The sequence below is a fragment of the Novosphingobium sp. BL-A-41-Hi4A-0G genome, from assembly GCF_055521735.1.
Genome location: NZ_CM145501.1, coordinates 3,439,616 through 3,465,608, shown reverse-complemented (window position 1 = coordinate 3,465,608; position 25,993 = coordinate 3,439,616). Strand labels below are relative to the sequence as shown.

Sequence of the window (25,993 nt, the reverse complement as noted above, 5' to 3'; positions counted from 1 at the left end):
TCGACCGGACAGCGGGGCGCCCCTCGTCGTCCGGGCACTGGACCCGCGCCGACCGCACCCCGGCGCGGGTCATCTTTCTGGAATTCATGAGGGGTTTATGGACCGTCTTCGCAGCACCACCATCCTGTCGACGCTGACCGGAGCGTCCATCGCTCTCGCGTTCATGGCCCCGCAGGCCGCGCTTGCCGATACCACCGTCAGCACCAGCACGACCACGCCGCTCAAGACTTCGACTGCTGGAAACGTCACGATCGCAAGCGGTGGCACGATCAAGCTCGATAGCGGCGGAACTGCCGTCACGGTCGATTCGAACAACACCGCGACGGTGGCTTCGGGCGGCACGATCACCAACACCGGCGGCAAGGACAACGATGCCGGCATCGTGATTCAGGCGGGCAGCAACACCACCGTCACCAACGGTGGCACCATCACTGTGACCGAAAGCTTCAACGGCGCGGATACCGACAGCAACGGCACTGTCGATGGCCCGATCGCTTCGGCCAGCAACCGTTACGGCATTCTCGTAGGCGCAGGCGCGACCACAACTGCGACGATCAAGAACACCGGTACGATCAATGTCGAGGGCCTGAACTCGGGCGGCATCGTCGCCAAATCGAATATCACCGGCAGCATCTCGAACACCGGCACGATCAAGGTGCTGGGCGACAACAGCGTCGGCATCGGTACCAAGGGCGTCTCGGGCAACGTGACGGTGGAAGGCACGGTCGCAGTGGTCGGCGCAGGCGCGCAGGGCCTCGTCGTCGGCGGCGACGTGCGCGGTTCGGTCCGCATTCAGGGCGCGATCTCGCAAAGCTCGAGCTACACCAACGATGCCGGCGCGTCGAAGGCGCTCTCACGCACCGACTTGCGCACCGGCAAGGCCGCTGTCGAGATCAACGGCAGCGTGGCAGGCGGCATTCTGCTTGATGCGGCCCCTTACGACCTCGACAGCACCAAGAGCGACGAGGACAACGACGGTGTCGCCGACTCCTCGGAAGTGACGGGCTCGATCAGCTCGGTCGGCAACAGCCCCGCGCTGCTCGTCGGCGGCGTGAACGACATCGTTATCGGCAAGGTCAACGGCCGCGACGGCGAGTTCTCGCTAGCACTCGATGGCGGCATCACGGCCAGTTCGGTGTACAGCAAGACCGATGCCTATGCCGTCGTGATCGGCGGCAAGGGCGGCGCGGTTTCGATGGCCAACGGCATCGGCGTATCGGGCACGATCACGGCTACATCGGTTGACCAGAAGGCCGTCGGCATCCTTATCAACGAGGGTTCGACCGTGCCCAGCCTGTCGAACAGCGGCTCGATCAAGGCGGTCCTGTCTTCGCCCGGCGAAGGCGCGGCCTATGCCATCCAGGACAAGTCGGGCACGCTGACCACGCTCAACAACACCGGCTTCATCGCGGTCACGGGATCGAGCGCCGATGATCTGCGCGCCATCGACCTCACCGCCAACACCACTGGCGTGACGATCAAGCAGTACCTCAACGCCATCGACAAGAAGGCGCAGGACGCAGAGAAGGCGGCGAGCGGGTACAACCCGAACAACCCTGTGATCTACACCTCGATCACCGGCAACATCCACACCGGCAGCGGCAATGACGTGCTCGATGTCGCCTCGGGCCGGATCTACGGCAACAGCTTCCTCGGCGCGGGCAACGATTCGGTCCTGCTTTCTGGTGACAGCGGCTACATCGGCAACATCGATTTCGGCAGCGGCACCGCAACCATGGCGATGAGCGACAGCGCGTTCTTCGTCGGCAAGCTGGATCTGGCCGGCAACGCTGGCACGCTCACGCTCGGCGGCAGTTCGACCTTCGCAGGCACACTCGCCAATGCGGGCCAACTGGACGTCACCGTCAACGGCGGCAAATTCGGCGCGAGCAGCGCAACGACGCTCTCGTTCGACAGCCTGACGGTCAACTCGGGCGGTGCGCTCAATGTCTATATCGACGGCACCACCGGCACCGCATCGAAGATCAACGTCAACACCGCGACGTTCGCCAGCGGATCGAAGGTCACGGCCACGATCTCCTCGCTCGACAAGGCGGTGGGCAACTACACGATCCTCACCGCGGGAACGCTGACCGGTTCGCCGGTGTTCGATGCCACGAACACCAAGCTGCCGGTGCTGTTCAACGGCGCGATCAGCCGGGTCGGCGAAACGCTGGTGCTGGCAGTCACCCGCAAGACCGCCGCGCAGCTCGGGCTCAGCGCACCGCTGACCGCCGCCTATGACGCGATCTACGCGCAGGGCACCGAGTTCAGCAATCTGGGCACGAGCTTCCTTCAGGTCGATGACGAAGCCGCTCTGCAGGGCCAGTTCGACCAGCTCCTGCCCGACTATGCCGGCGGCGTGTTCGATTTCGTCACCCGTTCGGGCCGCATGGGCTCGCGCCACCTGATGGATGACAGCTCGATCTTCGACATCAGCGAAGTCGGTGGCTGGCTCGAGCCGATCTACTTCCGCGGCACCAAGGACGCGACCGGCACCGCCGCGTTCAAGGTCAAGGGCTGGGGTCTTTCGGCAGGGCTCGAGCGCGACATCGGCGCAGGCTATGCGGGCCTGTCGTTCCTCTACACCAAGGGCGATATCGCCACGTCGAACTACCAGAAGACCGATGCCAGCAACTACGAACTCGGGCTGTTCTGGCGTCTGGCATCAGGTCCGCTCTATGCCTACGCCAAGGCCTCGGTCGGGCGCGTCTCGCTCGATTCCACGCGCCTGTTCACGGGCGAAGTCAGCGGCGCCGCGCTCTCCTACAGCGCCAATGGCCGCTGGAAGGGCTGGACCGTGGGCGGTCAGGGCGGCGTGTCGTACAAGGCCAATCTCGGCGGCAATCTCTCGCTCAGGCCGATGGCAAAGTTCGATTACTATCGCCTCAGCGAAAAGGGCTTCACCGAAAGCGGCGACGAGGAAATCGCGCTGACCGTGGCCAAGCGCACCTCGGACCTTCTCACCGGCACCGGCAGCCTGACCGCATCGTGGAGCGCGGGCGAAGTCAACCGCGACGAGCGCCCGCTGACTCTGGAAGTCGAAGGTGGCTACCGCGCGCGCCTTGCAGGAACGCTTGGCGATACGGTGGCCAATTTTGCGGACGGCAACCAGTTCCGTCTTGTGGCCGACCGCATGAAGTCCGGCTGGACCGGAGAAGCGCGCGTGCTGCTCGGCGGGATGGACTACACCTGGCAGGTTGCCGGTGGGGCCGAGCAGATCCAGGGCGGCGTCGACTATTCGATCCGCGCCTCGCTCAGCGTCGCGTTCTGATCGCGTTTGCGGGACTGGTCAGCCGACCGGTCCCGCCCCGGCCGCAGGCGTTTCGATGCACACCAGCGGCGGTTCGCCTGCCGGAGTGCGATAGCCTTGAAGGACCGCGTCGCGCACTGCTGCGACGCGGTCCTTGCGCATCAGGCCGACGACCGCGCCGCCAAACCCGCCGCCAGTCTGCCGCGCGCCACCTTCGCTGCCGATGGCCGCGTTCATCAGGTCGGCCAGTGCGTCGGTTGCAGGAACGGTGATGCCGAAGTCGTCGCCCTGCGAGACGTGGCTTTCGCGCATCAGCGCGCCCATCCGCACCAGATCGCCGGACTCAAGCGCCTGTGCCGCATCGAGCGTGCGGCGGTTCTCGGTCACCACATGGCGGGCGCGGCGGTAGGTGTTTTCCTCCATGCGCCCACGCGCAGCTTCAAGCTTGGCCTCGTCGGCATCGCGCAGGGCCGGCACACCCAGCACCCGCGCCGCGGATTCGCATTCCTCGCGACGGCGGTTGTATTCGCCATCGACCAGCCCGCGCACCACGCCCGACTGCACGATCATCACCACGGCATCATCGGGCATCGCGATCTGGCGCAGCGCCAGCGTGCGGCAATCGATCAGCAGCGCATGGCCAAGCGTGGTCGCCGCCGAGGCGATCTGGTCAAGGTTGCCACACCGCACACCCACGAAATCGCATTCGGCACGCTGGGCGAGCAGCGCGAGTTGCACTGCATCCAGCGTCTCCCCCACCGCTTCGAGGATCACCCGCGCAATCGCCACTTCCAGCGAGGCCGAGGACGACAGGCCGGTGCCCTTGGCAATCGACCCGGCGATGGCAAGGTCACCGGTGGGCACGACAATCCCTGCCTGCCGCAACTGATCCACCACCCCGCGCACATAGTCGCGCCAACCGCCGCCGCTGTGCGAAGGCGCAACGGGATCGAAGCTGTCGCTCTCGCCGAAATCGAGTGCCGCCACGCGCAATGCCTCGCCGCCCGGACGGAACCCGACGCGGGTTTCCTGGCCGATGGCGATGGGCATGGCAAAGCCGTCGTTATAGTCGGTGTGCTCGCCGATCAGGTTGACCCGCCCCGGCGCGCGGACGACCAGCGCAGGCTCTCCCCCAAACGCTTTGGCAAAGCCGCAAAGCAACCGTTCGCCAAGATCGCTCATGCCGCAATCTCCACCGCGCGCAACCGGGCCGCCGCGGTCTCGGCCGTCAGGTCGCGCTGGCTTTCGGCAAACATCTCGAAGCCGACCATGAACTTGCGCACCGTGGCCGAACGCAGCAGCGGCGGATTGAAGTGCGCGTGGAGCCGCCAGCTGTGCGGATCGGCACTGCCGCCGGGGCACTGGTGCCAGCCCATCGAATAGGGGAAGCTGGTCTGGAACAGCCCGTCATAGCGCCGCGTCACCCGGCGCAGGATGTCGGCCAGCGCATCGCGGGCCGGGGGTGAAAGCTGCTCGATCCGTCCGACCGCGTCGCGCGCGATCAGCAGGATCTCGAAGGGCCAGACCGCCCACCACGGCACCACCGCCAGCCAATGGTCGTTGGCCTCGACCACGCGTTCGCCCGCCGCCAGTTCGCGCTCGGCCACTTCATCGAGCAGTACCCGGCCCCGGCTCGCCCGCCATGCCGCCTGCTCGCGGTCCTCGTCGGCGACTTCGGTCGGCACGAAGTCGCTCGCCCAGATCTGACCATGGGGATGCGGACTGGAGCAGCCCATCATCGCGCCCTTGTTCTCGAACACCGCCACGTTGGCAAAGCGCGCCGCAAGGCTAGCGCTTTCATCGGCCCAGCAATCAACGAGGCTGCGGATCGCGGGCAGGTCCATATCGGGCATGGTCTTCGAATGATCGGGCGAATAGCAGATCACCCGCGCCGTGCCGCGCGCCTCGGCCATGCGGAATACGGGATCGTCGCTTTGCGGCGCTGGCCCATTTGGTGCGGGAGTATCCGGCATCAGCGCGGGGAAGTCGTTGTCGAATGCAAATGCGCCCGGATAGTCCGGGTTGCGCTCGCCGCTGGTACGGGCATTGCCGGGGCAGAGGTAACACGATGGATCGTACGAAGGCCCTTGCGCCTTCACCACCTCGCCCGTCTCGCCCTGCCAAGGCCGCTTGGCCCGGTGCGGAGAGACCAGCACCCACTTTCCATTGAGCAGGTTCTGGCGACGATGCGGATGATCGTCGGGCACGAACTGGGTCATGTCAGGGCCTCTCCGTGGCACTTTATTGCAATCGATTGCCGACACATAACACGCCGTCGGCCCCGGCGCACGGCGAATTCGATTTCACGCCTCAGGTCAGGGCGTTGGCTTTTGCAATGGCGCCCAGGACGGCAGCGCTCGGCTTGGCCTTGCGCTCGAAAGTTACCGGGTCATAGCTGGCAAGGCCGAACTTGGGCCGGAAGCCGAAGATCCACTCGAAATTGTCGATCAGCGACCAGTGGCAATAGCCGATCACCGGCACGCCATCGTCGATCGCCTGCTTGAGCCCTGCCAGCGCTGGCGGAATGAAGGCCGCGCGCACGGCATCGTCATCAGTGCCTACGCCGTGTTCTGACACCAGCACCGGCTTGCCCGTGACGGCATGGGCATAGCGCACCGCGCCGCCCAGCGAGCCCGGCCAGACTTCGCTGCCCGACCAGTTGCGCACGCTGCCCTCGGGTGCTGGGAGCTTGCCCTTGTCGTCCCACAGCGCGCGTTCGTAGTTCTGCACGCCGATGAAGTCGTCGGCCTTGGCGAGTTCGAGCCATGGCCCGTAGAGTTCGCCCCGCATCCGGTCACGGATCGACTTCTTGCCCACCGCCTGATCGTCCATCATGGCGAGCGAGACGCCCACCGGCAGGTCGGCCCGCACCGCCTTGATCGCAGCGCGCCCGGCCTTGTGCGCGGCGAGCAGGCCGGTCTGGAGATCGTCGAGGTCTTCAAACCCTGCCACGTTGCCGCAGACGAAGCGCGTCACGCCCAAGCGCTTGGCCGCTGTCTCCAGCGTCAGCTTCTGGATGTCCCACACGGGCTTGGGCAGCAGGGCCTTCAGCAGCAGCAGGATGTTCGGCTCGTTCAGCGTGATCGCACTGTGCATCTGCGCGCCCATCGCCTGCGTGACGCGGGTGCAATACCGCGCGAACAGCTCGGCGCTTTCAGGATTGGTCCAGCCGCCCTGCGCACTGAACCACAAGGGCGCGCTGAAGTGGCTGTAGGTGACGACCGGGGCGAGGCCGCGTTCGCGGCATCCTTCGATAATCCGGCGGTAATGCCCCAGCATCGCCTCGCTGAACTGCCCCTTGGCCGGCTCGATCCGCGCCCATTCCACGCCGAAGCGATAGGTGTTGAGCCCGATGGCCTTGGCCAGATCAAGGTCGCGCTCCCACATCAGGAAGCTGTTGGCGGCATCGCCCGAAGGCTCCTGGAACACGGTGGGCTGCTGGTGTTCGAGATACCACAGGTCGGACGTCGTGTTGTTGCCCTCGATCTGGTGCGGCGCGGTCGATGCGCCCCACAGGAAGCCTTGCGGGAACGAGGGGCTGGCCAGCTTGCCCAGCGGCTTCTTCGCGGCAGACAGCGGCGCAGCAGCGGCGAGCGCAACGCCCCCGGCAATCACGGTACGACGATCGAACATGGTCTCTCCCCAAGGCTTTGCAGGAGGACCTACGACGGCCTCAACATAAGGTAAAATACCGGATTATCGCCCAGCCATTGCCGCAGGCTATAACTCGGCCAGAACCTCGAGCATGGCGCGGCCCAGCGGCGGCAGCCGGCGGTCGGCAAGGTGGCGCACGCCGACGCTGCGCTCGAACGTCGCCTCGGCAATGGCGATGGCGCGCAGCACACCGATGCTCAGCTCTGCAGCAGCGACCGTGCGCGGCAGCACGGTCACGCGGTCGCTATGCCGGACGATGGCCTTGGTGGTGAGCAGCGAATCGCAGCGGATCACGTTCTGCGGCACCGGCACGCCCGCGGCGAGGAACAGTGCATCGACCTGCCGCCGGAACGCGCCTTGCGCCTCTGGCAAGACCCACGGCAGCTCGGCCACGTCGCGCAGCGAGAGCGCATCGCCCAGCGCATCGTGCCGCCGCCCGACGATGAGCGAGAACGAATCCCGCGACGCCGTCACCTCGACAAGGTCCGCCGGGCACTCCTCGATCTCGGTGGTCACGAAAGCAAGGTCGATCGCGCCGGTACGCAGCAGGTCGGCCAGTTGCGGGTCCGGCCGCTCGATCACGCTCAGCGCGAAGGGCCCGACGCGTTCTTCCAGCCGCGCCACCGCCTGCGGCAGGAGACTGACCAGCGCACCCGGCGTTCCGCCGATCCGCAGCGGCCCCGCCACGTTGCGCGCGGCATGGTCCACCTCGACCGCCGCCGTCTCCAGCAGGCGCACCATCGCCTCGGCCCGATCGCGCAGCGCCTCACCCTCGCGCGTCAGCACGATGCCGCTGCGCGCGCGGGCAAAGAGCGTGACACCAAGCCTTTGTTCCAGAAGCGCAATCGTGTTCGAGACCGAAGGCTGCGAAAGGTTCATCGCCCGCGCCGCCCCGCTGATCGATCCCGTCTCGCAAACCCGCCAGAAGGTCGCGACAGCGCGAGGATCGATGGGGAGGCGTGAAGGCTGGTCACTCATGTCGATACCTTACCGCGCAAGCATAGCGCCTGTCTATGTGACAGCCCTCCAAGCCGCCCGACAGGCCTTGTCACCCGCCTAACAACCATTGTCATCGGACATCCCCGGCCTCGCGCGATAGCTGAAACGCCATCATCCAGTCGCGAGGGGTACGATGGCGACCAAGCATCTTTTCCTGCAGGCCAGTGCCTGCGCCATGGCCGTGGCGGCAGCGCTTCCCGCGCCCGCATTCGGCCAGACAGCGAACGCCAGCGAAGCCGAAGCCCGCTATACCGCGCTCGCCGCGCAGGAGCGCACCAAGGCCGGAGACCCGGCTTTCGACTATGCCCTCGGCCTCGCCGCGTCTGACGCGGGACACTATGGCGAGGCAATCGTCGCCCTGCAGCGCGTCCTCGCCCGCCAGCCCGACAATGCCCCGGCCCGCGCCGAACTCGCCCGCGCCTATGCGCTTGCCGGAGACATCGACACCGCCCGCGCCCAGTTCGCCACCGTGGTCGACGATCCGACGATCCCCGACCCTGTGCGCCAGCGCTTCACCGGCTTCGTCCGCCAGTTCGACAAGCAGATCAAGGGAGGCGGCTCTGATGTGTCAGGGTTCGCTGAGGCCGCCTTCGGGCATGACAGCAACATCAACTCGGCCACCCAGCTGACCTCGATCACCATCCCGCTCTTCGCCGCGCTCGGTCCCGGCACGCTGGGCAACGGTGCGCGCGCGCAGAAGGACGAATTTTACGACCTGTCGGGCGGCGTCAGCGCGGTCAGCGCGATCTCGCGGCAGGACCGCGTGTTCGGCTCGCTGCTCGGCAATTTCCGCGACAATCTGGACAGCGCCGCCTTCGACCAGGCCAGCCTCACCGGCACCGCAGGCTTTGCCCACACGTTTGCCAACCGCGATGTGGCCTCGTTTTCGGGGCAGGTGCAGAAGTACTGGCTCGGCCACAGAGGCTTCCGCACCGCCTATGGCGCGATCGGCCAGTACACCCACATGCTGGACGGGGGCAAAGCCCTCTCCGCCTCCGTCCAGTACACCCGCTTCGACTACGACCGCGACCCCTTGCGCGATGCAGACCGCTTCGCCGTGGGCCTCGGCCTTGCTGCGCGGCAGTTCTCGGTCAACCTGATCGGCGGGCACGAGGAAACCCGCAAACAGGCAGGCGATGCCGAATCCAACACTTTCGCCGGAGCCAGCGCGGGCGCTGAAATCCAGATCGCACCCAAGGTCGCGGTCGTCGGCGGCATTGCCTTCGACTTGCGCCGCTATGACCGCGCCGACCTGCTGTTCATGCGCAAGCGCCATGACGAGCGCGTCGACCTGACCGCTGCGGTCAAGATCGCCGTCCTGCCGCGCCTGTTCCTCCAGCCCAAGGCGACATGGTCGCGCAACTGGTCGAACATCGCTCTTTACGATCACGAACGCTGGACCGTGCAGGCCGGCGCGCGCTTCGAATTCTGATCCGGGAGACAAGTCCCATGAACACCCCCGCCACACGCACCCTCACCGCCCTCCTGATCGGAGCCTCCAGCCTGGCGCTCGCCACCCGCGCGCAAGCACAGGAAGTGGTCTTTGCCGACAACGCCGACCTTGCCGCCGCCGCCCTGCGCGGCGAGCGCGTGACCCAAGGCTCGGGCGTCACCCAGATCCGCCTGTCCAGCGGCGCGATGCTGTCCTTCGTCGAAGGCGCAGAGTTCCAGCTGCGCCCCGATGGCACGGTCGACCTGTTCAAGGGCAACGTCACCGTCACCGGCGCAGGGATGAGCGAAACCGTGGTGCGTCTTGGCGGGCAAGGCACCGGCAAGATCAGCGGTGCGGGCTCCTCGGGCAGCTTCTCGGTCGATACCGACGCCAGCGGCAAGACCAAGGCGACGGGCCGCGTCCTCACCGGCCTTGCCTCCATCGCCAACGGGCGCGAGGAAAAGCGCTTCAATGCCGGACAGGCGTGGGAAGTCGCCAATGGTCACCCGCGCCTTGCCACCTCGGCCCCGGTCGCCCCCGCACCGCGCATGACGCCGCAGCTTCAGGCCCAGCTTGCCGCTGCAACACCGGCCCCGACGCCCACACCTACGCCTGCCCCTGAACCGCAAGTCGCTTCGATCAGCAATGGCGGTCCAGCCGCTGCTGCGCAGAACGGCGTGCCGGTGGTGCTTGGCGAAGCGCTCGCCGCCGCCGGAGCCTCGGGCGACATCGTCTCTTCGGGCCAGCGCATCGAAGCAGCGGTTGCCAATCCGTCGCTCGAGACCTTCCCCTCGGACGATCTCGCCAACCTCGTCGCCTATGCCGCGCGGCTGGAAAGCCTCTACGGCGGCCGCCCGTTCAACCAGGCCCAGGCCGACGTGATCCGCGCCTACCTGAACTACCTCGCCTCGGGCCAGTCGCAGGCGCAGTTCCTCACCGTCTATGCCGGACTGATGGTGCAGTTCCTCGATCTCGTCCGCTCGGGCGCGGCACCCTCGTCGTTCAGCGGAACCTCGCTCACCGACATCAACGCCTTCATCTCCTACCGCTCGCGCACCGATGGCTTTGCCGCGCTGTCGAGCCAGAACCGCGTGCTGGTCGACGCCTACCTCGCCTTCATCCTTGGCGGCGGGAACGCTGACCAGTTCGTCGCGCGCTATACCTCGCTGACCCAAGCCTATTTCAGCTTCATCCGCAGCGGCGGCGATCCGCTGGCCTTCGAAGGGGCAACCCAGGCGACGCTTTCCGCCTACATCACATTCCTCAACGATTCCGGCCTGCTCGTCCGTCTGGCCGAAAGCGACCGTGCGCTGCTCCAGGCCTATCTCGCCAATGGCGGCACGGCCTTCATCCAGCAGTACCGCACTGCGCTGACCACCTATTTCGCCTATCTGCAGAGCGGCCAGTTGCCGAGCCAGTACGAAGGCGCCGATCCCGCCGCGCTGCGCCAATACCTCGAAACGCTGCAGGCCACCGGCCTGTTCGAGCAGGTGCTGGGCGCTCAGGCGACGTTCTATGCGCAGTATCTCGCCCATCTGAAACGGGGCGGCACCATCGACGGCTGGCAGGGCCTGCCCGCCAATGTCTTTGCAGGATACGCGCAGGCTCTCGCCAGCTATCAGGCCTATCTTGCCGCAGGTGGCGTGCCATCTGCCTATACCGCGCTCGATCCTGCCGTGCTGCGCCAGTATCTCGATGCGCTGGCCGCAGCGGGCGCGCTTGACCGCTTCCTGGGCAACACTGCCACGTTCTATGCGCAATACCTTGCCTACCTTGCAGGCGGCGGCACGATTGACGGGTGGCAGGGCCTGCCGTTCAACGTGTTCACCGGCTACGCCACCGCGCTGCAGGCCTATTACGATTTCCTCCAGAACGGAGGCCTGCCCTCGGCCTATACCGCGCTGACGCAGGACGAGATCCGGCAGTATCTGGCAGCCCTTTCGGCGGTCGGCGCGAACGAGGCCTTCCTCGGCCAGCTTGCCAGCTTCTACACGGCGTTCTTCACCTATCTTGCCAATGGCGGAAACCCCGACCTCTACACCGGCCTGCCCACCCCGCCGAATTATCAGGCCTTTGCCGATGCGCTTTCGGCCTATGTCGCCTACCTTCAGGCAGGCGGCGTGCCGAGCGCCTATACCGGCGCAGACCTTGCCCTGCTGCAGCAGTACATCAAGGCGCTGATCGACAGCGGCAAGCTCTCCACGCTGCTGGCAGGACAAGCCCAGTTCCTCACCGCCTACTACGCGTTCCTCGCAGGCGGCGGCACGCCCGATGGCTATTCGGCATTGCCGGTCTATGCGACGTACGTCACCGCGCTCGAAGCCTACTACGCCTTCCTCGCAGGCGGCGGAAAGCCTTCGGAATACACCGCGCTCACGCAGGCGCAGATCCTCGCCTACCTCAAGGCGCTGACCGATGCGGGCGTCCTCGCCGCGCTGTTCGATGGCACGACGCTGGCCTTCATCCAGAGCTTCTACGTCTATCTGGCGGGCGGCGGGAATCCGGACCTGTTCTCAGGCCTTCCGGGTTCAGGCGGTGGCACCGGAGGCGGTACGGGCGGCACGCGGCTTACCACCTACACCGGCGGCTTCCCCTCGAACGCATCGGGATCGAAGGCCATCGCCGGACACGCCGGGAACATCCAGCCGGCCAACTCCACGCCCAACATCAATGCCGATGGCTCGCTGTTCTCGGCTGGCGACATCGGCACGCTTGGCGCAAAGGTCACGGACATAGCAGGCGATGCCAGCGCCATCGTCGGCCGTTTCTACGATGGCAATGCCCGCTTCAAGAACAGCCAGTTTGGCTTTGGCACCAACAATGGCCTGCCCTACGTGGTCCTCGCGCCCAAGGGGGGAACGCTGCCGGTTTCGGGCACCATCGACTACAAGGTGCTGGCGGCAACGCGTCCGGTCTATTCCGACGGGCGCACCGCGCCGGGCACTTTCGATGCAGCGCTGACCATCGGCTTTTCCAGCAACAACACCCGGCTGACCTTCCGCACGCTCGGCACGATCGTCATGCCCGAGGCCAGCGGCGATGTGACCTACACCTTCAGCACGCCCAATTATGCGGGCGGGCAGATGCAGGAGGTGATCTACGACAGCCTCGGCAACTACTTCTTCGGCACCGGCATGACCGGCACCGGGCAGGCCTGCGTCTCCGGCGGCACCGGCTGCAACATCAGCCTCTACGGCGATTTTGCTGGAACCAGGCCCGAAGAGCGCCTCGGCCTGATGTATCAGACCTACGGCGGCGCGTTCAACGCAGGCCGCCTTCAGGGCGCGGTGATCTTCGGCAAGGAGGGCACGCTACCGGGCGGAAGCACGGGCAGCGGGGGCACGGGCACGGGCGGCGTTCTCACCAGCTACACCGGGGGCTTCACCGGCACCAATCCGCGGATCAACTTCATCACGACGCTGCGCCTGTCGAGCGGGACCCTGCTCGCGGGCAGCGAATCGGGCTTCAGCGCGCTGGCCTATACGCTCGACAGCAATGGCGGGCTGACCAGCTATACCCGCGCCGGAAACTTCACCCGCACGCCGGGCACGATGACCATCGGCGACGTGGCAGGCGATGCCGATGTGCTGCTCGGTCGCTGGTCCAATGGCACCAACACCGGGGCCAACCCCTTCACCCTGAATGCCAATCAGGGCTTCCACTACGTAATGACTAGCGCCCTGCCGACCGGCTTTGCCGCTCCGACGACGGGGATCATCCAGTACGATCTCTATGCGGCGACCAAGCCGACGTGGATCGACGGATCGGGCGCACCCGGCACATTCACCGGCAGCTTCAAAGTCAACTTCGGGCTCGCCGTGCCCAAGGTCGGGATGGAAGCGAAGATCGTGATGCCAACAGGCGGCGCGGGCGGCGGGGCCTATACCTTCGACTTCGCAACGCCCGGCGGCCTTGCCGACATCACGCAATCGACCAGTGATTTCAACGTGTTCTCGAACCAGAGCTTCAGCTTCGTGGTGCCGGGTGACGATCATTCCGGCACCTGCTCCACCGGCACCTGCTACATCGCCGCCTTCGGCAGCTGGGCAGGCAGCACCGACAAGATCGGCCTGACCTACACCGCCGTCAGCCCCGCAGGCAGCGGCAAGAACATCATCGGCGCAGCAGCGCTCAAGGTGGGTTCGGGGACGGGCGCCGGAACGGGAACCGGTTCTGGCACTGGTGGGAGCACCGGAACGACCGCCGCTCCCACCGGAACCGCCAAGTACGTCGGCTTTGTGGGCGGCGGCAGGTTCGCCACGTTCGACAACACCACCAATGTCACCGCCACCAGCGACGGCAAGATTTCGCAGATCGACGGGTTCTACAAACTCAACGGCGCGACCAACACCGACAACGGCACCGCAGGTGGCGTGATTGCATGGTCACGCTGGGTCAACGGCGGGGTCACCAGCCTTGGCCAGCTGGGGAACACCACGCTCGGCGCAGGTGGCCTCGCGCAAGTCTGGGGCACGCCTGCCACCAACGTGCCGACCAGCGGCAAGGTCGATTACGCCCTCGTCGGCAGCACCCGTCCGGCAACAGGCGACGCGGTCGTCGGCACGCTCGACAGCGCCAAGCTCTCGGTCGATTTCACTGCCGCCAAGGTCGGGTTCGAAGCGGCGCTGACGGTCTCTGGCTCGGCCGTGACGATGTCGACAGCAGGCGGCGCGGCAAGCCCCTCGTTGTCGCTCCGTACAAGCGGAACGACGTTCGCGGCCGGCACCGGCCAGATGACTCTGACGGGGGCCTCGGGCGTTTCGATGGAAGGGTTCCTCGCTGGCAACGGCGCGTCTCATGCCGGCGTCGGGTATTTCCTCCAGACGACCACCGGCAATGTTGCAGGTGCCATCGCGTTCGGTCCGAAGGCACCCTGAGAACGTCAACCAAGATGACCGCATTTGTCACGAGAGTGACGGGACAGTTGTGTGGGAGTCAGGGGGGAGTTGCCGCAGAGTTACCCCAGAGTTGGAAAAGGGCCGCACGAGGGGTGCGGCCCGGTTTCAAGGGGATGACCGATGCTTCGCAGGACCTTTGCTTTCACCGTACTTTCAATGGTTTCAACCGCCGCCCTGGCAGCTGACAAGGAACCGCCCGTCACGCTCAACAAGTGCGAAACGAGCTACGGCACGGTCGCGCTGGTCGATGGCGATACGCAAGGCTGGACCAAGTACGGCCTGTCCTCGCCGCGCGAACTGATCGCCGCGATGGCCCGTGAATCCGGCTGCTTCGCGCTCCATGATCCCGCCAGCGGCAAGCCCGCCACGTTCCTGATGAACGTGATCGCGGGCGACAAGGAAGAAGTCGACAAGTCCATCGAAACCGCCAAGGGCGTCGCCATGGAAGGCCTCGTCCGCTCGGGCGCGGCGAGCGGGATGCTGCGCGGGATTCCCGGCGGCGGCTCGATGCTCGGCATGTTCGGCGGCTTTGGCGGCAAGAAGAAGGTGGTGGCCGCGGGCATCCGCCTGATCAGCCCGGCCAATGGCCAGACCGTCGCTTCGGGCGCGGGCGAGGTCAAGAAGACCACGATTTCTTTCGGAAATGGCGGCGGAACCATCGGCGCCGTGGCCAGCGGCGCGACCGGCGCGGCCTATGCCGGGAGCAAGGACGGGCAGATGCTGATCGAGGCATTCGTCAAGGCTTTCAATGGCATATCGGCGCAAGGCCCCTCGCTCGCCTCGCTCGTTCCTGCCGCAGCGCTCGCCCCGACACCGGCTCCCGCGCCAGTAGCCGCGACAACGGCGATCGACACCAAGATGCTGGCCGCCGCCGACCTCAAGTCCGCAACGCTTCGCACCGTGCGCGCCGGAACCGCTCTCACCCCCACCGGTCAGCGGCAAGGTCTGTTCATCGAGGTCCAGGACAGCTTCGGCACCAAGGGCTGGGTCTCGGTAGAGGACATGCGCTGAAGAGCCAGATGACGCTAGGTTGCATCGTCGTGACGGAGCCGATTTTGGCCCAGCGCGAGGAGAGAGGAGGGAGCCATGCTCGTCCATAGTGACCGACGATCGACGCTGCGATGGGCCAAAAGCGGCCCGCCCCTTCGGGGTTGCGTCAGGAAGCCCCTCGGACAGCGTCACTTTGCTTGTCCGGGGCAACCAGCCCGGCCTGCGCAAAGTTCCTTGCCGAGAAGCTTCCTGACGCAATCCCGGCGATGCAACCTAGCGTCATCTGGCTCCTGCGCACGAAACGAAGTGTTGCATGGCCACCGTCCGGCGTGAAATGATCGCGTCGGACGGTTCGGCCATGTGGCAGAGGTCGAGCCCCGGAGTTCCAGAATGAAGAGCGGTCTCAACATCCTGTATGTGGAAGACGATCCGCGCGCCGCGCAGGCGGTGCAGGACCTCGTGCTCGCCGATGGCGACCGGCTGGCCTGGGAGCAGACCGGAACCGGAGGGTTGCAGCGCGCCGGGGCCGAAGACTTTGACGTGATCATCCTCGACCGCATGCTGCCCGACATCGACGGTTTGACCATCGTCTCGCGCCTGCGCGCCGCGGGCGTGGGCACACCGGTGCTGATGCTCTCGGCGCTGGGGCGCAGCGAGAACCGCATCGAGGGGCTGGAAGCGGGCGTCGACGATTACCTCGCCAAGCCTTACGAACCGCAGGAACTGGTGGCCCGGCTGCGGGCGCTGCACCGCCGGGCAGCGGGTGCGGTCCACGGCGCGGTGATCATCTACGGCGCGTTCGAATGCCACGTGAAGGCCCGCACCGCGTTCCGTTCGGGCAAGCACATCGCGCTCAGCCCCAAGGAATTCGCGCTGTTCCGCTATTTCATGGAGAACGCGGGCGAGACGGTGACGCGCGAGATGCTGCTGCGCGATGTGTGGAACATGAACTTCGATCCCCAGACCAACGTCGTCGACGTCAACATCGGCCGCCTGCGCCGCAAGCTCGAAGACGGCTTTGCCGCACCTGCGCTCGAGACGATCTGGGGTGCGGGATACCGCCTGACGAGAGGCGAATGAAGCCTGCGCGCGTCCGTGCCCGGTCGATCTTCGGCCAGCTGACGACGGCCTCGATCCTGATCGCGGTCATCGCGGTGGGCGTGCTGTTTGCGGTCACCACGATCACCGTCCAGCGCCAGACCCGCACTTCGCTTTCCGCCACCGTCTCGACAGATCTGGCAGGCCTGATCGACATCTATGCGACGGCGGGCCGAGAGGAACTGTTGCGTCGCGTGGCCGACCGGCAGGACGTGGTCAGCCTCGAAGGACGGCGATCGCACTACATGGTCGCCGATGGCGCGGGGCGCTTGCTGGCGGGCGACGTGAAGCGCTGGCCCGAGCTCAATGCCGCGCGCTCAGAAGAGGGGTTCGTGACGCTGGGCGATGGCACCGAGGTCTATGCGCAAGGGGCCAAGCTTGCCCCGGACCTGCAACTGCTGGTGGCGCGCGAGTACGACCGCGACAGGTCCGCGCTTGCCGTGCTGTCAGCCGCGTTCCTTGCCGTGGGCGCGGCGATCGTCGCGGCAGTCGCGTTCGTTGCCTGGATCACGGCGCGGCATCTTGCGCGGCGGATGGACGCTGTGAACGCGGCGCTTGGAGCGGCGGCGGACGGGCGCGCCGCGAGCTTTCCCGCCCGCCTGCGTGGCGGCGACGAGATCGACGAAGTGGCAGGCCACGGCGCAAGGCTTCTGGCGCGGCAGGCGCAACTGCTGAAGGCCTACAAGCAGGTGTCCGAACACGTCGCGCACGAAGTCCGCACCCCGCTGATGCACCTCGACAACCGCCTGGGCACGGCGATGCAGGCCCGGCCTGAAGGCGCGGGCGGGCCGATCGGCCAGTCACGCGAGGATATTCGCGCGATCCTGTCGATGCTCGATTCGCTGCTCGACATCGCCTCTGCCGAGAGCCGCCGGGGCGATCTGGCGGGCCTCGCCGAGATCGACATGAGCGCGCTCGTCACCAGTCTTGCGGACCTTTACGAAGGCAGTGCCGAAGACGCCGGGCTGACTCTCGAAATGTCGATTGCCAAGGGCGTGACCATGCTGGGCGAGCGGATGCAGATCACTCGGCTGCTGTCCAACCTGCTCGACAATGCGATCAAGTACGTTCCCGAAGGCGGGTGCGTCCGCCTGATCCTGCGCCCCGGCCCGCAAGTGACGGTGGAGGACGACGGCCCCGGCATTCCCCGCGACCAGCGCGACCGCGTGTTCGAACGGTTTGCGCGTGCAACCGCCCCCGGTGACCGGCCCGGCCACGGTCTCGGCCTTGCCCTTTCCCGCGCCATTGCCGAGCGCCACGGCCTTGTCCTGAGGCTGGGCGATACCCCGCGCGGCGCGCAATTCATCCTGGAGCCTGCCCCATGAAAGTCCTTTCAGCCCTGAGCCTTGCCTGCGCTCTCGCGCTCGGCGGTTGCGCTGCCGACGGTACCCGCGCCGCGCGCGAAGTGCCGGTTCGCGTGGTGCTGTCGGGCACGGCAGAACCGGCCGAGGCGGTGGCGAGCCTGCTTGCCGATGCCGATGCCGCACAGGGCGATCCCAAGCGGCTGGGCGCGATCCTTGCCGCGCTCGATGCGTTCGGCGCACGGCCCATGGCCGGCGAGGCGGACCCGGTGGCCACGTGGCGCAGCAAGGCCGCAATACCAAAGACGCCGCCCTATCGCGGGCGCGTGCTGGGCCCTGCCTACAAGGCGGGCATGCTCAACCCCGGCGCGACGGTGCGCCTGCCGCAGCTGTTCGACGGTGGCCGATCGGCGCGCGTGGCAGTGGCGACGCCGGGACAGGCGGGACTCGACTTTACGGTGCTAGACGGCGAGGCCAAGCCGGTCTGCCCGCCCGCCAAGGCGCGCACCCGCGAATGCATGTGGACGCCGCTGTTCAGCGGACGCTTCGAGATCGTGCTGACCAATCCTTCGAGCAACGCTGCGGGCTATTATCTCGTGATCGACTGAGGCCGCAGCGGTGATCGAGACTGTAGGGCGTTACCGTTGCGCTTGATCACTTCCCGAGATGCGCATGAAGTGATCGGACGTATCTTTCCTCGGCGCTCTTCAGAAGCTGCGGTCTTGTCCTCGAGCGGGGGCCGGAATTCTCCATCACATCGAAGCCGGGCAGGTTCAGGGCCGCCAGCAAGGTCACGATATTGTCCTCGATATCGTGACGCCGCTTGCCGAGGCTGGGAATCCTGCTCAGGTCCAGATAGGTCAGGCCAAATGACAGAAGGTCACGAAAGCCAAGTCTTTCGGAGAGTCCTGCTGCGATTCGAAACTCCATCGCAGCGGCCATCTGGCGCAGGGCATCATCGGTCTGGGCGCTTAGTCGCTGGTCGCTGCTGCGTCCGCGGTTCTTGAGCACCAGCCAATCGATCGGCGGCAGACCCAAGCGGGCTCGCTCACCCCGAAGCTCGGACACCAGGGCTCCGAATTGGCCCGGGCCGGCAAACTGCCGGGTTACGTGATTTATCTTCCCGAGACCCGTTGTATCGAACGTCGAGTTGCCGACAGGCGTCACGAGAGTGTCGGCAATCGCCATGGCAAAGCGCGCAGTCGTGGAATCCGATCCGGGCAGATCGATGACAACAAAATCGACGCCGCCCCCCAGACGGTTGATTTCCTGATGCAACAGCGCGCCACTTTGCTTTTCGAGCACGAGATGCCGAGGGCTTGGAAGTTCGATCCGCAGGGCACCTGCAGTGCCAGACCGTACATCAAGCGCACTGGCCAGCGACTTCTGTCGGCGGTCCAGATCAACTGCAAGAACCTTCGCACCTGAATAGCTCAGCGCAATGCAGACATGCATTGCCAAGGTGGATTTGCCTACGCCACCCTTCTCGTTGGCAAAGACGATGACATGTGCCGGAATGCGCGGTCGACTGACGACTTCCCCCAGGATCACCGAGGGTACCGAGCCGTCACCCCAGCCGGATGCAGATGTGTTCACCTGAGACCTTTCCGGCTCGCCGCTCTTGGCAGAGCCGTTTATCCGACGCTTTCACACGGGAACTGTTCTGGCATCATCAGGCACGCGTCCGATGGTATCAACAGCCGTTTGGCTCTATCGGCATAGACCATGAGGTTACGGCAGCATGCCTTAGAGCGGGTGGACACCGCTCTATGCGGGCGATGCGCAAGAATGGGCTTACTCTCTCTATCGGGATGAGGAGACTTGCGTGGCCCGTCAGCCAAACAAGAACCTGATTTGGTCAGTCTCCCAAATCAGAAACCCGGTCTGCGACCTGCGTGACTTTACCCGACTGAGATGACGTGATGTCCATCCTGCTTAGCGATCTCCAAACGCCGACCCGTAAAGCTCCTGGCTATGTCGATCGCCGTCAGCAGATGCTGGCTCGGCTTCACGGTCGTGAACGCACCACCTGACGCAAGCACGAACGGAAGCACCAACTGATCGGCAAGGTAAGGGCCTGCAAAAGCGGAGGATTCTGCATACCCTTGCATGCGAGCGGCGGCGGTCTTCGCCAGTCGTTCGGCAGTTACGCCAAGCTGGCCAAATGCGCTCACGATCTCGGTGACGTTGGCGTATCGGGCTTCGAGGAGGAGAATGATGCCAGGCCCCTGGTCTGCCGGGACCTGACACATGCGAAACGCTTCCTCGGGCCAATCGGCAAGATCGCGCCGCGTCCGCGCCAGCATGCGTTCCCCGATTTCGCCAGGAAGTGCCGAAAAGACCGCTGTGGCAGACACGCCAAGTCTGTCGCCACGTGCGGTGCAATCCAAGGGCGTCAACGGCGCGGGTACGATGTCCACCTCGATCCTGCCGCCGCCGCGTGGATAGAAGCCATGACGGACCAGCCGTACTGAGACTTGCGGCCCCATCCGGTTGATGATCGGCATGAATGCGCGTTCGATGAACTCGAACGGAGGCGCGAGCATATTGTGCGTCCCACCCTCGAGCACGAGGCGCGACGGGCCACCTGCCAGCGCAAGCGGCAACAGCACGGTCTGCAATACGAGCCCTGTCGAGCCTGCCGTGCCGACCGCAAAGTGGTACTCACCGGGGATGGTGCGACCGGGACGGAACGTCAGTTCCGAACTGCCCACCGCAAGACCCGTGCATTCGGAGCCCGAAATCGCCGCTGCCGCTTCTACCGCCGTGACGTGCTGGCGCATCAATCCCGGCTTCGGGCGCCTGGCGCGGATGTCGGTGATGCGGAAGGGCTGCCCGGTGACCAGCGCGAGTGCGCACGAATTGCGCACCATCTGGCCCCCGCCTTCGCCTTCCGAACCGTCGATCGTAATCATCTGTCTACCAATCAGGAGGCTTGGCGGCCTGCATGAAGGGGATCAGCCCTTCACGCAGACGACCTGCTTCAACGTGTGGACGATTTCCACCAGATCGGCCTGTGCGGCCATCACGGCTTCGATCGGCTTGTAGGCCCGCGGCGTCTCGTCGATCACGCCAGCGTCCTTGCGACACTCGACGCCCTCGGTATCGGCGATATGCTCGTCGAGCGACACCAGCTTCTTGGCCTGGGTGCGGCTCATGACGCGGCCCGCGCCGTGGCTGCAGCTGTCAAAGCTCTCCGGGTTGCCCAATCCGCGCACGATGAAGCTCTTCGCTCCCATCGAGCCCGGGATGATCCCCAGCACGCCTTTGGCCGCACGCACCGCCCCCTTGCGGGTCACGAGCACGTTCTCGCCGAAGTGGTTTTCCCGCGTCACATAGTTGTGATGGCAGTTCACCGCTTCCATTTCAGCCTCGAAGGGCTTGGCGATCTTTGTCCGCAGCGCGGCGATGACGTTGGTCATCATCATGCGGCGGTTCAGCGCGGCGAAGTCCTGTGCCCAGCCAACCGCTTCGACGTAGTCATCGAAGTGATCGGTTCCTTCCGGGAAGTAGGCGAGATCCTGGTCGGGCAGGTTGATGTGCCACTTGCGCATGTCCTGCTTGGCGAGCTCGATGAAGAACGTGCCGATCGCATTGCCCACCCCGCGCGAACCGGAATGCAGCATGACCCAGACGCGCGCCTCCTGATCGAGGCACAGCTCGATGAAGTGGTTGCCCGTGCCCAGCGTGCCGAGGTGCGTGAGGTTGTTGGTGTTCTTCAGCCGCGGGAACTTGGCGCAGATCGCCTCGAACCGCGCCACGAGCACTGCCCAGGCATCGACGATCGCCGGGGGTGGCGAGCCCCACGAACCGTGATCGCGCTGCCCGCGTCCGACGCTGCGCCCATGCGGAACTGCCTGCTCGATCGCAGAGCGGATGCCATCGAGCGTATCGGGCAGGTCGTGTGCCATCAGCGAAGTGCGCGCGGCCATCATGCCGCAGCCGATGTCGACGCCAACGGCTGCCGGAATGACGGCACCCCTGGTCGGGATGACCGACCCCACAGTCGCGCCGATGCCGACATGGACGTCGGGCATAGCTGCCACGTGCTTGAAGATGAACGGCATCTGCGCCGCACGCGTCAGCTGTGCCCGCGCCTCGTCCTCGACGGGCACGCCACGCGTCCACATCTTGATCGGCACCCCGCCGGGCACGTGCTGGAATTCGAAAGTCGTATCGGCCTCGATCGGCCTCCTTTGGTTGCATCATGGTGCTGGCGAAGAGATTTTGGCGAGACATTTCTCCTGAGCTTCTCCGGTTGCCCCGGGGCTGGATTCGGACCACCGACCTCCGGCTCCCAAGGCCGGCGCTCTGGCGCATCCGAGCTACACCCTGTCTCGGACCTTGAGGGCGGTCGGCCCATTCCGACCGCCCTGCGGCTCCGCTTGTGCCGGGCTGTTCGACCTACCCGACACAGAAGTATCAGCAGGTACCGTGCCAGTTTGGATGAGGGCTGCTTCGAGAGAAAGTACAATACTGAGATATAATGGTATTTTTATGAACTTGGGGATTTCGGTTTGCACGGCACTCTATCAGGCGGTGTCCAATTTGTATCCCATAGGATAAGATGATAGAAATTTGGCGCATGAAGCCTGTCACCGTCATCAGCTTTCTCGGCTCCACATTGGATGCGTCCAAGTTCGGCCCTTCACGTTGGATGAAGTGGCGGCCATCAGTGGGGCTGTGCATGCACGAAGACCTGCGCGTGGATCGCTTCGTGATGATCCACGGCACGGCTCACAGACGCCTTGCCCAGTACGTGACCGAGGATATCGCGTCCGTATCCCCCGAGACGGACGTCGAGCATCATGTGATCGACTTTGCGGACCCTTGGGATTTCGAGGAAGTTTACGGCAAGCTTCTCGATTTCGCGCGCGCGCAGCCGTTTGATCCTGATGCCGAGGATTTGCTTGTCCACATCACCACCGGCACTCACGTCGCACAGATCTGCCTCTTTCTGCTGACGGAAGCCCATTACCTTCCGGGGCGGCTACTGCAGACGCAACCCAAGCGTGGCGCTCCTGACGCTGCAGGGACATGGAGCGTCATCGACCTCGATCTGTCGCGTTACGACAGCATTGCCACACGCTTTGCCAGCGAGGCTGAGGCGAGTACCTCGTTCCTCAAGTCGGGCATCGAAACGCACAATCCTGCGTTCAACGCGATGATCGAAGAGATCGAGCAAGTCGCGAGCCGCACCCGTGCGCCGATCCTGCTGATGGGGCCGACAGGTGCAGGCAAAAGCCAGCTTGCGCGCCGGATCTTCGAACTGAAGAAGCTGAAGCGCCAGGTCAGCGGACAGTTCGTCGAAGTGAACTGCGCGACCTTGCGCGGCGACAGCGCGATGTCTGCGTTGTTCGGCCACAAGAAGGGTGCATTCACAGGCGCCGCGGCCGACCGCCCGGGTCTGCTGCGCACAGCGGACGGCGGCCTCCTGTTCCTCGACGAAATCGGCGAGCTCGGCCTCGACGAGCAGGCGATGATCCTGCGCGCAATCGAGGACAAGCGCTTCCTGCCCGTCGGTGCCGACCGTGAGACAGAGAGCAACTTCCAGCTGATCGCCGGCACAAACCGCGATCTAGCCCGGTGCGTGGCAGACGGCACCTTCCGCGAAGACCTCTACGCCCGGCTCAATCTGTGGACTTTCACGCTGCCGGGACTTGCCCAACGTCGCGAGGACATTGCGCCGAACCTGGATTACGAACTTGATCGCCATGCCGAACGCGAAGGCGAACGCGTGACCTTCAACAAGGAAGCCCGCGACCGGTATCTTTCCTTTGCCGTCTCGAACGAGGCGCAATGGCCGGGCAACTTCCGCGACCTTGCCGCAAGTATCACCCGAATGGCGACGTTTTCGCCCAAAGGCCGCATCGACAGTGACGTGGTTGCCACAGAGATTGCGCGATTGAGGCGACTTTGGGTCGGCAACGAGCGTCCGGCAGACGACCTCGACACGCTGCTGGATGATCGGCAACGCGCAGATCTTGATCCGTTTGATCGGGTCCAGCTGGCGTATGTCGTTGCAACTTGCCGAGCCAGCCGTTCGCTGTCCGAAGCGGGACGCCTGCTTTTTGCCGCTTCGCGCACCAAGCGCGCCAGTACCAATGATGCCGATCGCTTGCGCAAGTACCTTGGCCGTTTTGGTCTGTCCTGGGAGCGGCTGAGCTGAGCTCGCCACAGCCAACCTGCCGGCCAAAAGGCAAGCGATCCTGACCCAGCTCAGGCAGCCTCCGCCGCCTACGTGCCCGGACCAAACACCTAGACCCGGCCCACGCTGCTGTAGGCAAAGCCCGCCGCGCGCGCTTCTGCCGGGTCATAGACATTGCGCAGGTCGACCAGCACCGGCGCGTTCATCAGCTTCTTCACGCGGGCAAAGTCCAGCGCGCGAAACGCATCCCATTCGGTGACGAGTGCTACGGCATCCGCCCCTTCGACGGCGGCGTATGTGCTCGAAACCATCTTAACGTCGGGCATGATCGCGGCGGCCGCCTCCATGCCCTCGGGATCGTAGGCCAGCACTTCGGCACCCGCATCAAGCAGCGTCTGCACGATGGCGATGGAGGGCGCATCGCGCATGTCATCGGTGTTGGGCTTGAACGTGAGGCCGAGCAGCGCGACGCGCTTGCCCCGCGCATCGCCGCCCAGCGCCTCGATCACCTTGCGGCCCATTGCGCGCTTGCGGCTGTCGTTGACCTTGACCACCGCTTCCACCAGCCGCACCGGGCTGTTGTAATCCTCAGCCGTCTTGAGCAGAGCGAGCGTATCCTTGGGGAAGCACGAGCCGCCATAGCCCGGCCCGGCGTGGAGGAACTTGGCGCCGATTCGATTGTCGAGACCGATGCCGCGCGCCACGTCCTGCACATCGCCGCCGACCTTTTCGCACAGGTCCGCCATCTCGTTGATGAAGGTGATCTTGGTGGCGAGGAAGGCATTGGCGGCGTACTTGATCAGCTCGCTGCTGCGGCGCGAGGTGAACAGAATCGGTGCGCGGTTGAGGAACAGCGGGCGATAGACCTCGCGCATCACGCCGCGCGCCCATTCTTCCTCGGCCCCGATGACGATGCGATCAGGACGCTTGAAATCACCGATGGCCGCACCCTCGCGCAGGAATTCGGGGTTGGACACCACGGCGAATTTCACGTCAGTGCCGCTCTCGCGGATGATCCGCTCAACCTCGTCGCCAGTGCCCACGGGCACGGTCGACTTGGTGACGACCACCGTGGGCGTGGTGATGTTGGCTGCCAGCTCCTGCGCCACCGCATAGACATAGGTCAGGTCGGCATGCCCATCACCTCGCCGCGAAGGCGTGCCCACGGCTATGAAGATCGCAGCCGCGCCCTCGATGGATGCGGCAAGATCGGTCGAGAACGACAGCCGCCCCGCCTTGACGTTTGCTGCGACCAGTTCGGCAAGACCCGGCTCGTAGATCGGCATCACGCCCGCCCGCAGCCGCTCGATCTTGCTCTCGTCCTTGTCGATGCAGACCACATCGTGGCCGAAATCGGCAAAGCAGGCTCCAGAAACCAGCCCGACATAGCCCGAGCCAACCATTGCGATCTTCATCAAAGCACTCCGTACAGCACAGCGCTGTTAGCAAGCGGGAGGCAATCCCGGAACCCTGCTTGCGGGCGGGCTTCCTACGCGTCTAACCTTTCGGGAACATGACCACCACAACGCTCCCCGAATCCTGGCGCCCCGCGCTCGAACACGTCCTGCAATCGCCGCCGCTGCGCACGCTGGGCGGCTTTATCAAAGCCGAGGAGCGCGCGGGCAAGGTGATCTACCCGCCCCGCGGCACCCGCCTTGCCGCGCTGGAGATGACCCCGCTCGACAAGGTGCGCGTCGTCATCCTCGGGCAGGACCCCTATCACGGTCCAGGGCAGGCCCATGGCCTCGCCTTCTCGGTCCAGCACGGCGTAAAGATCCCGCCGAGCCTGGTGAACATCTACAAGGAGCTCGAAGCCGACCTCGGCATCCCCCGCGCGGCCCACGGCAACCTCACGCACTGGGCAGAGCAGGGCGTGCTGCTGCTCAACAATGCGCTGACGGTGGAAGCGGCCAATGCCGGATCGCATCAGGGCAAGGGCTGGGAACTGTTCACCGATGCCGCCGTCGAAGCCGTCGCCGCGCGCCCCGATCCCACGGTGTTCATCCTGTGGGGCAGCCACGCGCAGAAGAAGGCCGCGCGTGTGGCGGCGCTCGCCCATGGCCCACATCTGGTGCTGAAGGCCCCGCACCCCAGCCCGCTGTCCGCGCACAACGGCTTCTTCGGCTCGAAACCGTTCAGCCAAGCCAACGCCTTCCTCGAAGCGAAGGGACGCGGGGCGATTGACTGGCGGGTGTGACGCAAAAAGCCCCGCCGGAGCGG

General features: G+C 65.4%; 17 protein-coding genes. 9 read left to right on the top strand and 8 right to left on the bottom strand.

Annotated elements, in window-relative coordinates; translation table 11 throughout:
- Nucleotides 1-97: 97 nt before the first annotated feature.
- Nucleotides 98-3,274: an autotransporter domain-containing protein gene (locus tag ACZ1JX_RS16790; RefSeq protein ID WP_465124623.1), complete on the top strand. Its 3,177-nt coding sequence runs from the start codon at nucleotides 98-100 to the stop codon at nucleotides 3,272-3,274.
- Between the two features lie 18 nt (nucleotides 3,275-3,292).
- On the opposite strand, the gene galK is transcribed toward ACZ1JX_RS16790, so the two are convergent.
- The 4 genes from galK to ACZ1JX_RS16770 all read right to left on the bottom strand — a co-directional run bounded on the left by galK (nucleotide 3,293) and on the right by ACZ1JX_RS16770 (nucleotide 7,885).
- On the bottom strand, nucleotides 3,293-4,435 hold the full coding sequence (gene galK, locus ACZ1JX_RS16785) for a galactokinase (protein WP_465124622.1): 1,143 nt from the start codon (nucleotides 4,433-4,435) through the stop codon (nucleotides 3,293-3,295).
- On the bottom strand, nucleotides 4,432-5,472 hold the full coding sequence (locus ACZ1JX_RS16780; RefSeq protein ID WP_465124621.1) for a UDP-glucose--hexose-1-phosphate uridylyltransferase: 1,041 nt from the start codon (nucleotides 5,470-5,472) through the stop codon (nucleotides 4,432-4,434). Before ACZ1JX_RS16780 ends, galK begins: the two co-directional genes overlap by 4 nt.
- 91 nt (nucleotides 5,473-5,563) lie before the next feature.
- Complete coding sequence (locus ACZ1JX_RS16775) at nucleotides 5,564-6,886, bottom strand: family 1 glycosylhydrolase (RefSeq protein WP_465124620.1); 1,323 nt, start codon at nucleotides 6,884-6,886, stop codon at nucleotides 5,564-5,566.
- 87 nt (nucleotides 6,887-6,973) lie between these two features.
- Nucleotides 6,974-7,885, bottom strand: a complete 912-nt coding sequence (locus tag ACZ1JX_RS16770) for a LysR family transcriptional regulator (RefSeq protein WP_465124619.1) — start codon at nucleotides 7,883-7,885, stop codon at nucleotides 6,974-6,976.
- Nucleotides 7,886-8,039: 154 nt separating this feature from the next.
- Between ACZ1JX_RS16770 and ACZ1JX_RS16765 the strand changes: the two genes are divergently transcribed.
- The 6 genes from ACZ1JX_RS16765 to ACZ1JX_RS16740 all read left to right on the top strand — a co-directional run bounded on the left by ACZ1JX_RS16765 (nucleotide 8,040) and on the right by ACZ1JX_RS16740 (nucleotide 18,233).
- Nucleotides 8,040-9,338, top strand: coding sequence for a tetratricopeptide repeat protein (locus ACZ1JX_RS16765; RefSeq protein WP_465124618.1), 1,299 nt, complete (start codon nucleotides 8,040-8,042; stop codon nucleotides 9,336-9,338).
- Between the two features lie 17 nt (nucleotides 9,339-9,355).
- Nucleotides 9,356-14,215, top strand: coding sequence for a hypothetical protein (locus tag ACZ1JX_RS16760; protein ID WP_465124617.1), 4,860 nt, complete (start codon nucleotides 9,356-9,358; stop codon nucleotides 14,213-14,215).
- Nucleotides 14,216-14,356: 141 nt separating this feature from the next.
- Complete coding sequence (locus ACZ1JX_RS16755; RefSeq protein WP_465124616.1) at nucleotides 14,357-15,247, top strand: SH3 domain-containing protein; 891 nt, start codon at nucleotides 14,357-14,359, stop codon at nucleotides 15,245-15,247.
- A 369-nt stretch (nucleotides 15,248-15,616) separates the two neighbouring features.
- Nucleotides 15,617-16,306 carry a response regulator transcription factor gene (locus ACZ1JX_RS16750; RefSeq protein ID WP_465124615.1) on the top strand — a complete coding sequence of 230 codons (690 nt, stop codon included), beginning with the start codon at nucleotides 15,617-15,619 and terminating at the stop codon, nucleotides 16,304-16,306.
- Nucleotides 16,303-17,649 carry a sensor histidine kinase gene (locus ACZ1JX_RS16745; protein ID WP_465124614.1) on the top strand — a complete coding sequence of 449 codons (1,347 nt, stop codon included), beginning with the start codon at nucleotides 16,303-16,305 and terminating at the stop codon, nucleotides 17,647-17,649. Before ACZ1JX_RS16750 ends, ACZ1JX_RS16745 begins: the two co-directional genes overlap by 4 nt.
- A complete protein-coding gene (locus tag ACZ1JX_RS16740; RefSeq protein WP_465124613.1) occupies nucleotides 17,646-18,233 on the top strand; it encodes a hypothetical protein in 588 nt (195 codons plus the stop codon). The genes ACZ1JX_RS16745 and ACZ1JX_RS16740 overlap by 4 nt, the downstream gene beginning before the upstream one ends.
- Nucleotides 18,234-18,279: 46 nt before the next feature.
- On the opposite strand, the gene ACZ1JX_RS16735 is transcribed toward ACZ1JX_RS16740, so the two are convergent.
- From ACZ1JX_RS16735 to ACZ1JX_RS16725, 3 genes are all read right to left on the bottom strand, one after another.
- The gene (locus ACZ1JX_RS16735) at nucleotides 18,280-19,221 is read right to left on the bottom strand and encodes a division plane positioning ATPase MipZ (protein ID WP_465124612.1); all 942 of its coding nucleotides are present in this window, start codon (nucleotides 19,219-19,221) and stop codon (nucleotides 18,280-18,282) included.
- Between the two features lie 305 nt (nucleotides 19,222-19,526).
- Entirely contained in the window at nucleotides 19,527-20,540 is a 1,014-nt protein-coding gene (gene rtcA / locus ACZ1JX_RS16730) for an RNA 3'-terminal phosphate cyclase (RefSeq protein WP_465124611.1), read from the bottom strand.
- Between the two features lie 42 nt (nucleotides 20,541-20,582).
- A complete protein-coding gene (locus ACZ1JX_RS16725; protein ID WP_465124610.1) occupies nucleotides 20,583-21,779 on the bottom strand; it encodes an RtcB family protein in 1,197 nt (398 codons plus the stop codon).
- 431 nt (nucleotides 21,780-22,210) lie between these two features.
- Between ACZ1JX_RS16725 and rtcR the strand changes: the two genes are divergently transcribed.
- Nucleotides 22,211-23,794 (top strand): RNA repair transcriptional activator RtcR, encoded by a 1,584-nt coding sequence (rtcR, locus tag ACZ1JX_RS16720; RefSeq protein ID WP_465124609.1) that lies wholly within the window; start codon nucleotides 22,211-22,213, stop codon nucleotides 23,792-23,794.
- 89 nt (nucleotides 23,795-23,883) lie between these two features.
- Here rtcR and ACZ1JX_RS16715 read toward each other — a convergent pair whose 3' ends face one another.
- Complete coding sequence (locus tag ACZ1JX_RS16715; RefSeq protein ID WP_465124608.1) at nucleotides 23,884-25,188, bottom strand: UDP-glucose dehydrogenase family protein; 1,305 nt, start codon at nucleotides 25,186-25,188, stop codon at nucleotides 23,884-23,886.
- A gap of 98 nt (nucleotides 25,189-25,286) precedes the next feature.
- On the opposite strand from ACZ1JX_RS16715, the gene ung reads away from it, so the two are divergent.
- Nucleotides 25,287-25,970: a uracil-DNA glycosylase gene (ung, locus tag ACZ1JX_RS16710; protein ID WP_465124607.1), complete on the top strand. Its 684-nt coding sequence runs from the start codon at nucleotides 25,287-25,289 to the stop codon at nucleotides 25,968-25,970.
- The last annotated feature ends 23 nt before the right edge of the window (nucleotides 25,971-25,993 follow it).

Excerpts from the sequence above, each read along its gene's own strand:
- ACZ1JX_RS16755 (WP_465124616.1), top strand. The coding sequence starts at position 14,357 with ATGCTTCGCAGGACCTTTGCTTTCACCGTACTTTCAATGGTTTCAACC.
- ACZ1JX_RS16750 (WP_465124615.1), top strand. The coding sequence starts at position 15,617 with ATGAAGAGCGGTCTCAACATCCTGTATGTGGAAGACGATCCGCGCGCC.
- ACZ1JX_RS16715 (WP_465124608.1), bottom strand. The coding sequence starts at position 25,188 with ATGAAGATCGCAATGGTTGGCTCGGGCTATGTCGGGCTGGTTTCTGGA.
- ung (WP_465124607.1), top strand. The coding sequence starts at position 25,287 with ATGACCACCACAACGCTCCCCGAATCCTGGCGCCCCGCGCTCGAACAC.
- galK (WP_465124622.1), bottom strand. The coding sequence starts at position 4,435 with ATGAGCGATCTTGGCGAACGGTTGCTTTGCGGCTTTGCCAAAGCGTTT.
- ACZ1JX_RS16790 (WP_465124623.1), top strand. The coding sequence starts at position 98 with ATGGACCGTCTTCGCAGCACCACCATCCTGTCGACGCTGACCGGAGCG.
- ACZ1JX_RS16765 (WP_465124618.1), top strand. The coding sequence starts at position 8,040 with ATGGCGACCAAGCATCTTTTCCTGCAGGCCAGTGCCTGCGCCATGGCC.
- ACZ1JX_RS16745 (WP_465124614.1), top strand. The coding sequence starts at position 16,303 with ATGAAGCCTGCGCGCGTCCGTGCCCGGTCGATCTTCGGCCAGCTGACG.
- ACZ1JX_RS16740 (WP_465124613.1), top strand. The coding sequence starts at position 17,646 with ATGAAAGTCCTTTCAGCCCTGAGCCTTGCCTGCGCTCTCGCGCTCGGC.
- ACZ1JX_RS16760 (WP_465124617.1), top strand. The coding sequence starts at position 9,356 with ATGAACACCCCCGCCACACGCACCCTCACCGCCCTCCTGATCGGAGCC.
- ACZ1JX_RS16780 (WP_465124621.1), bottom strand. The coding sequence starts at position 5,472 with ATGACCCAGTTCGTGCCCGACGATCATCCGCATCGTCGCCAGAACCTG.
- ACZ1JX_RS16770 (WP_465124619.1), bottom strand. The coding sequence starts at position 7,885 with ATGAGTGACCAGCCTTCACGCCTCCCCATCGATCCTCGCGCTGTCGCG.
- ACZ1JX_RS16775 (WP_465124620.1), bottom strand. The coding sequence starts at position 6,886 with ATGTTCGATCGTCGTACCGTGATTGCCGGGGGCGTTGCGCTCGCCGCT.
- rtcR (WP_465124609.1), top strand. The coding sequence starts at position 22,211 with ATGAAGCCTGTCACCGTCATCAGCTTTCTCGGCTCCACATTGGATGCG.
- rtcA (WP_465124611.1), bottom strand. The coding sequence starts at position 20,540 with ATGATTACGATCGACGGTTCGGAAGGCGAAGGCGGGGGCCAGATGGTG.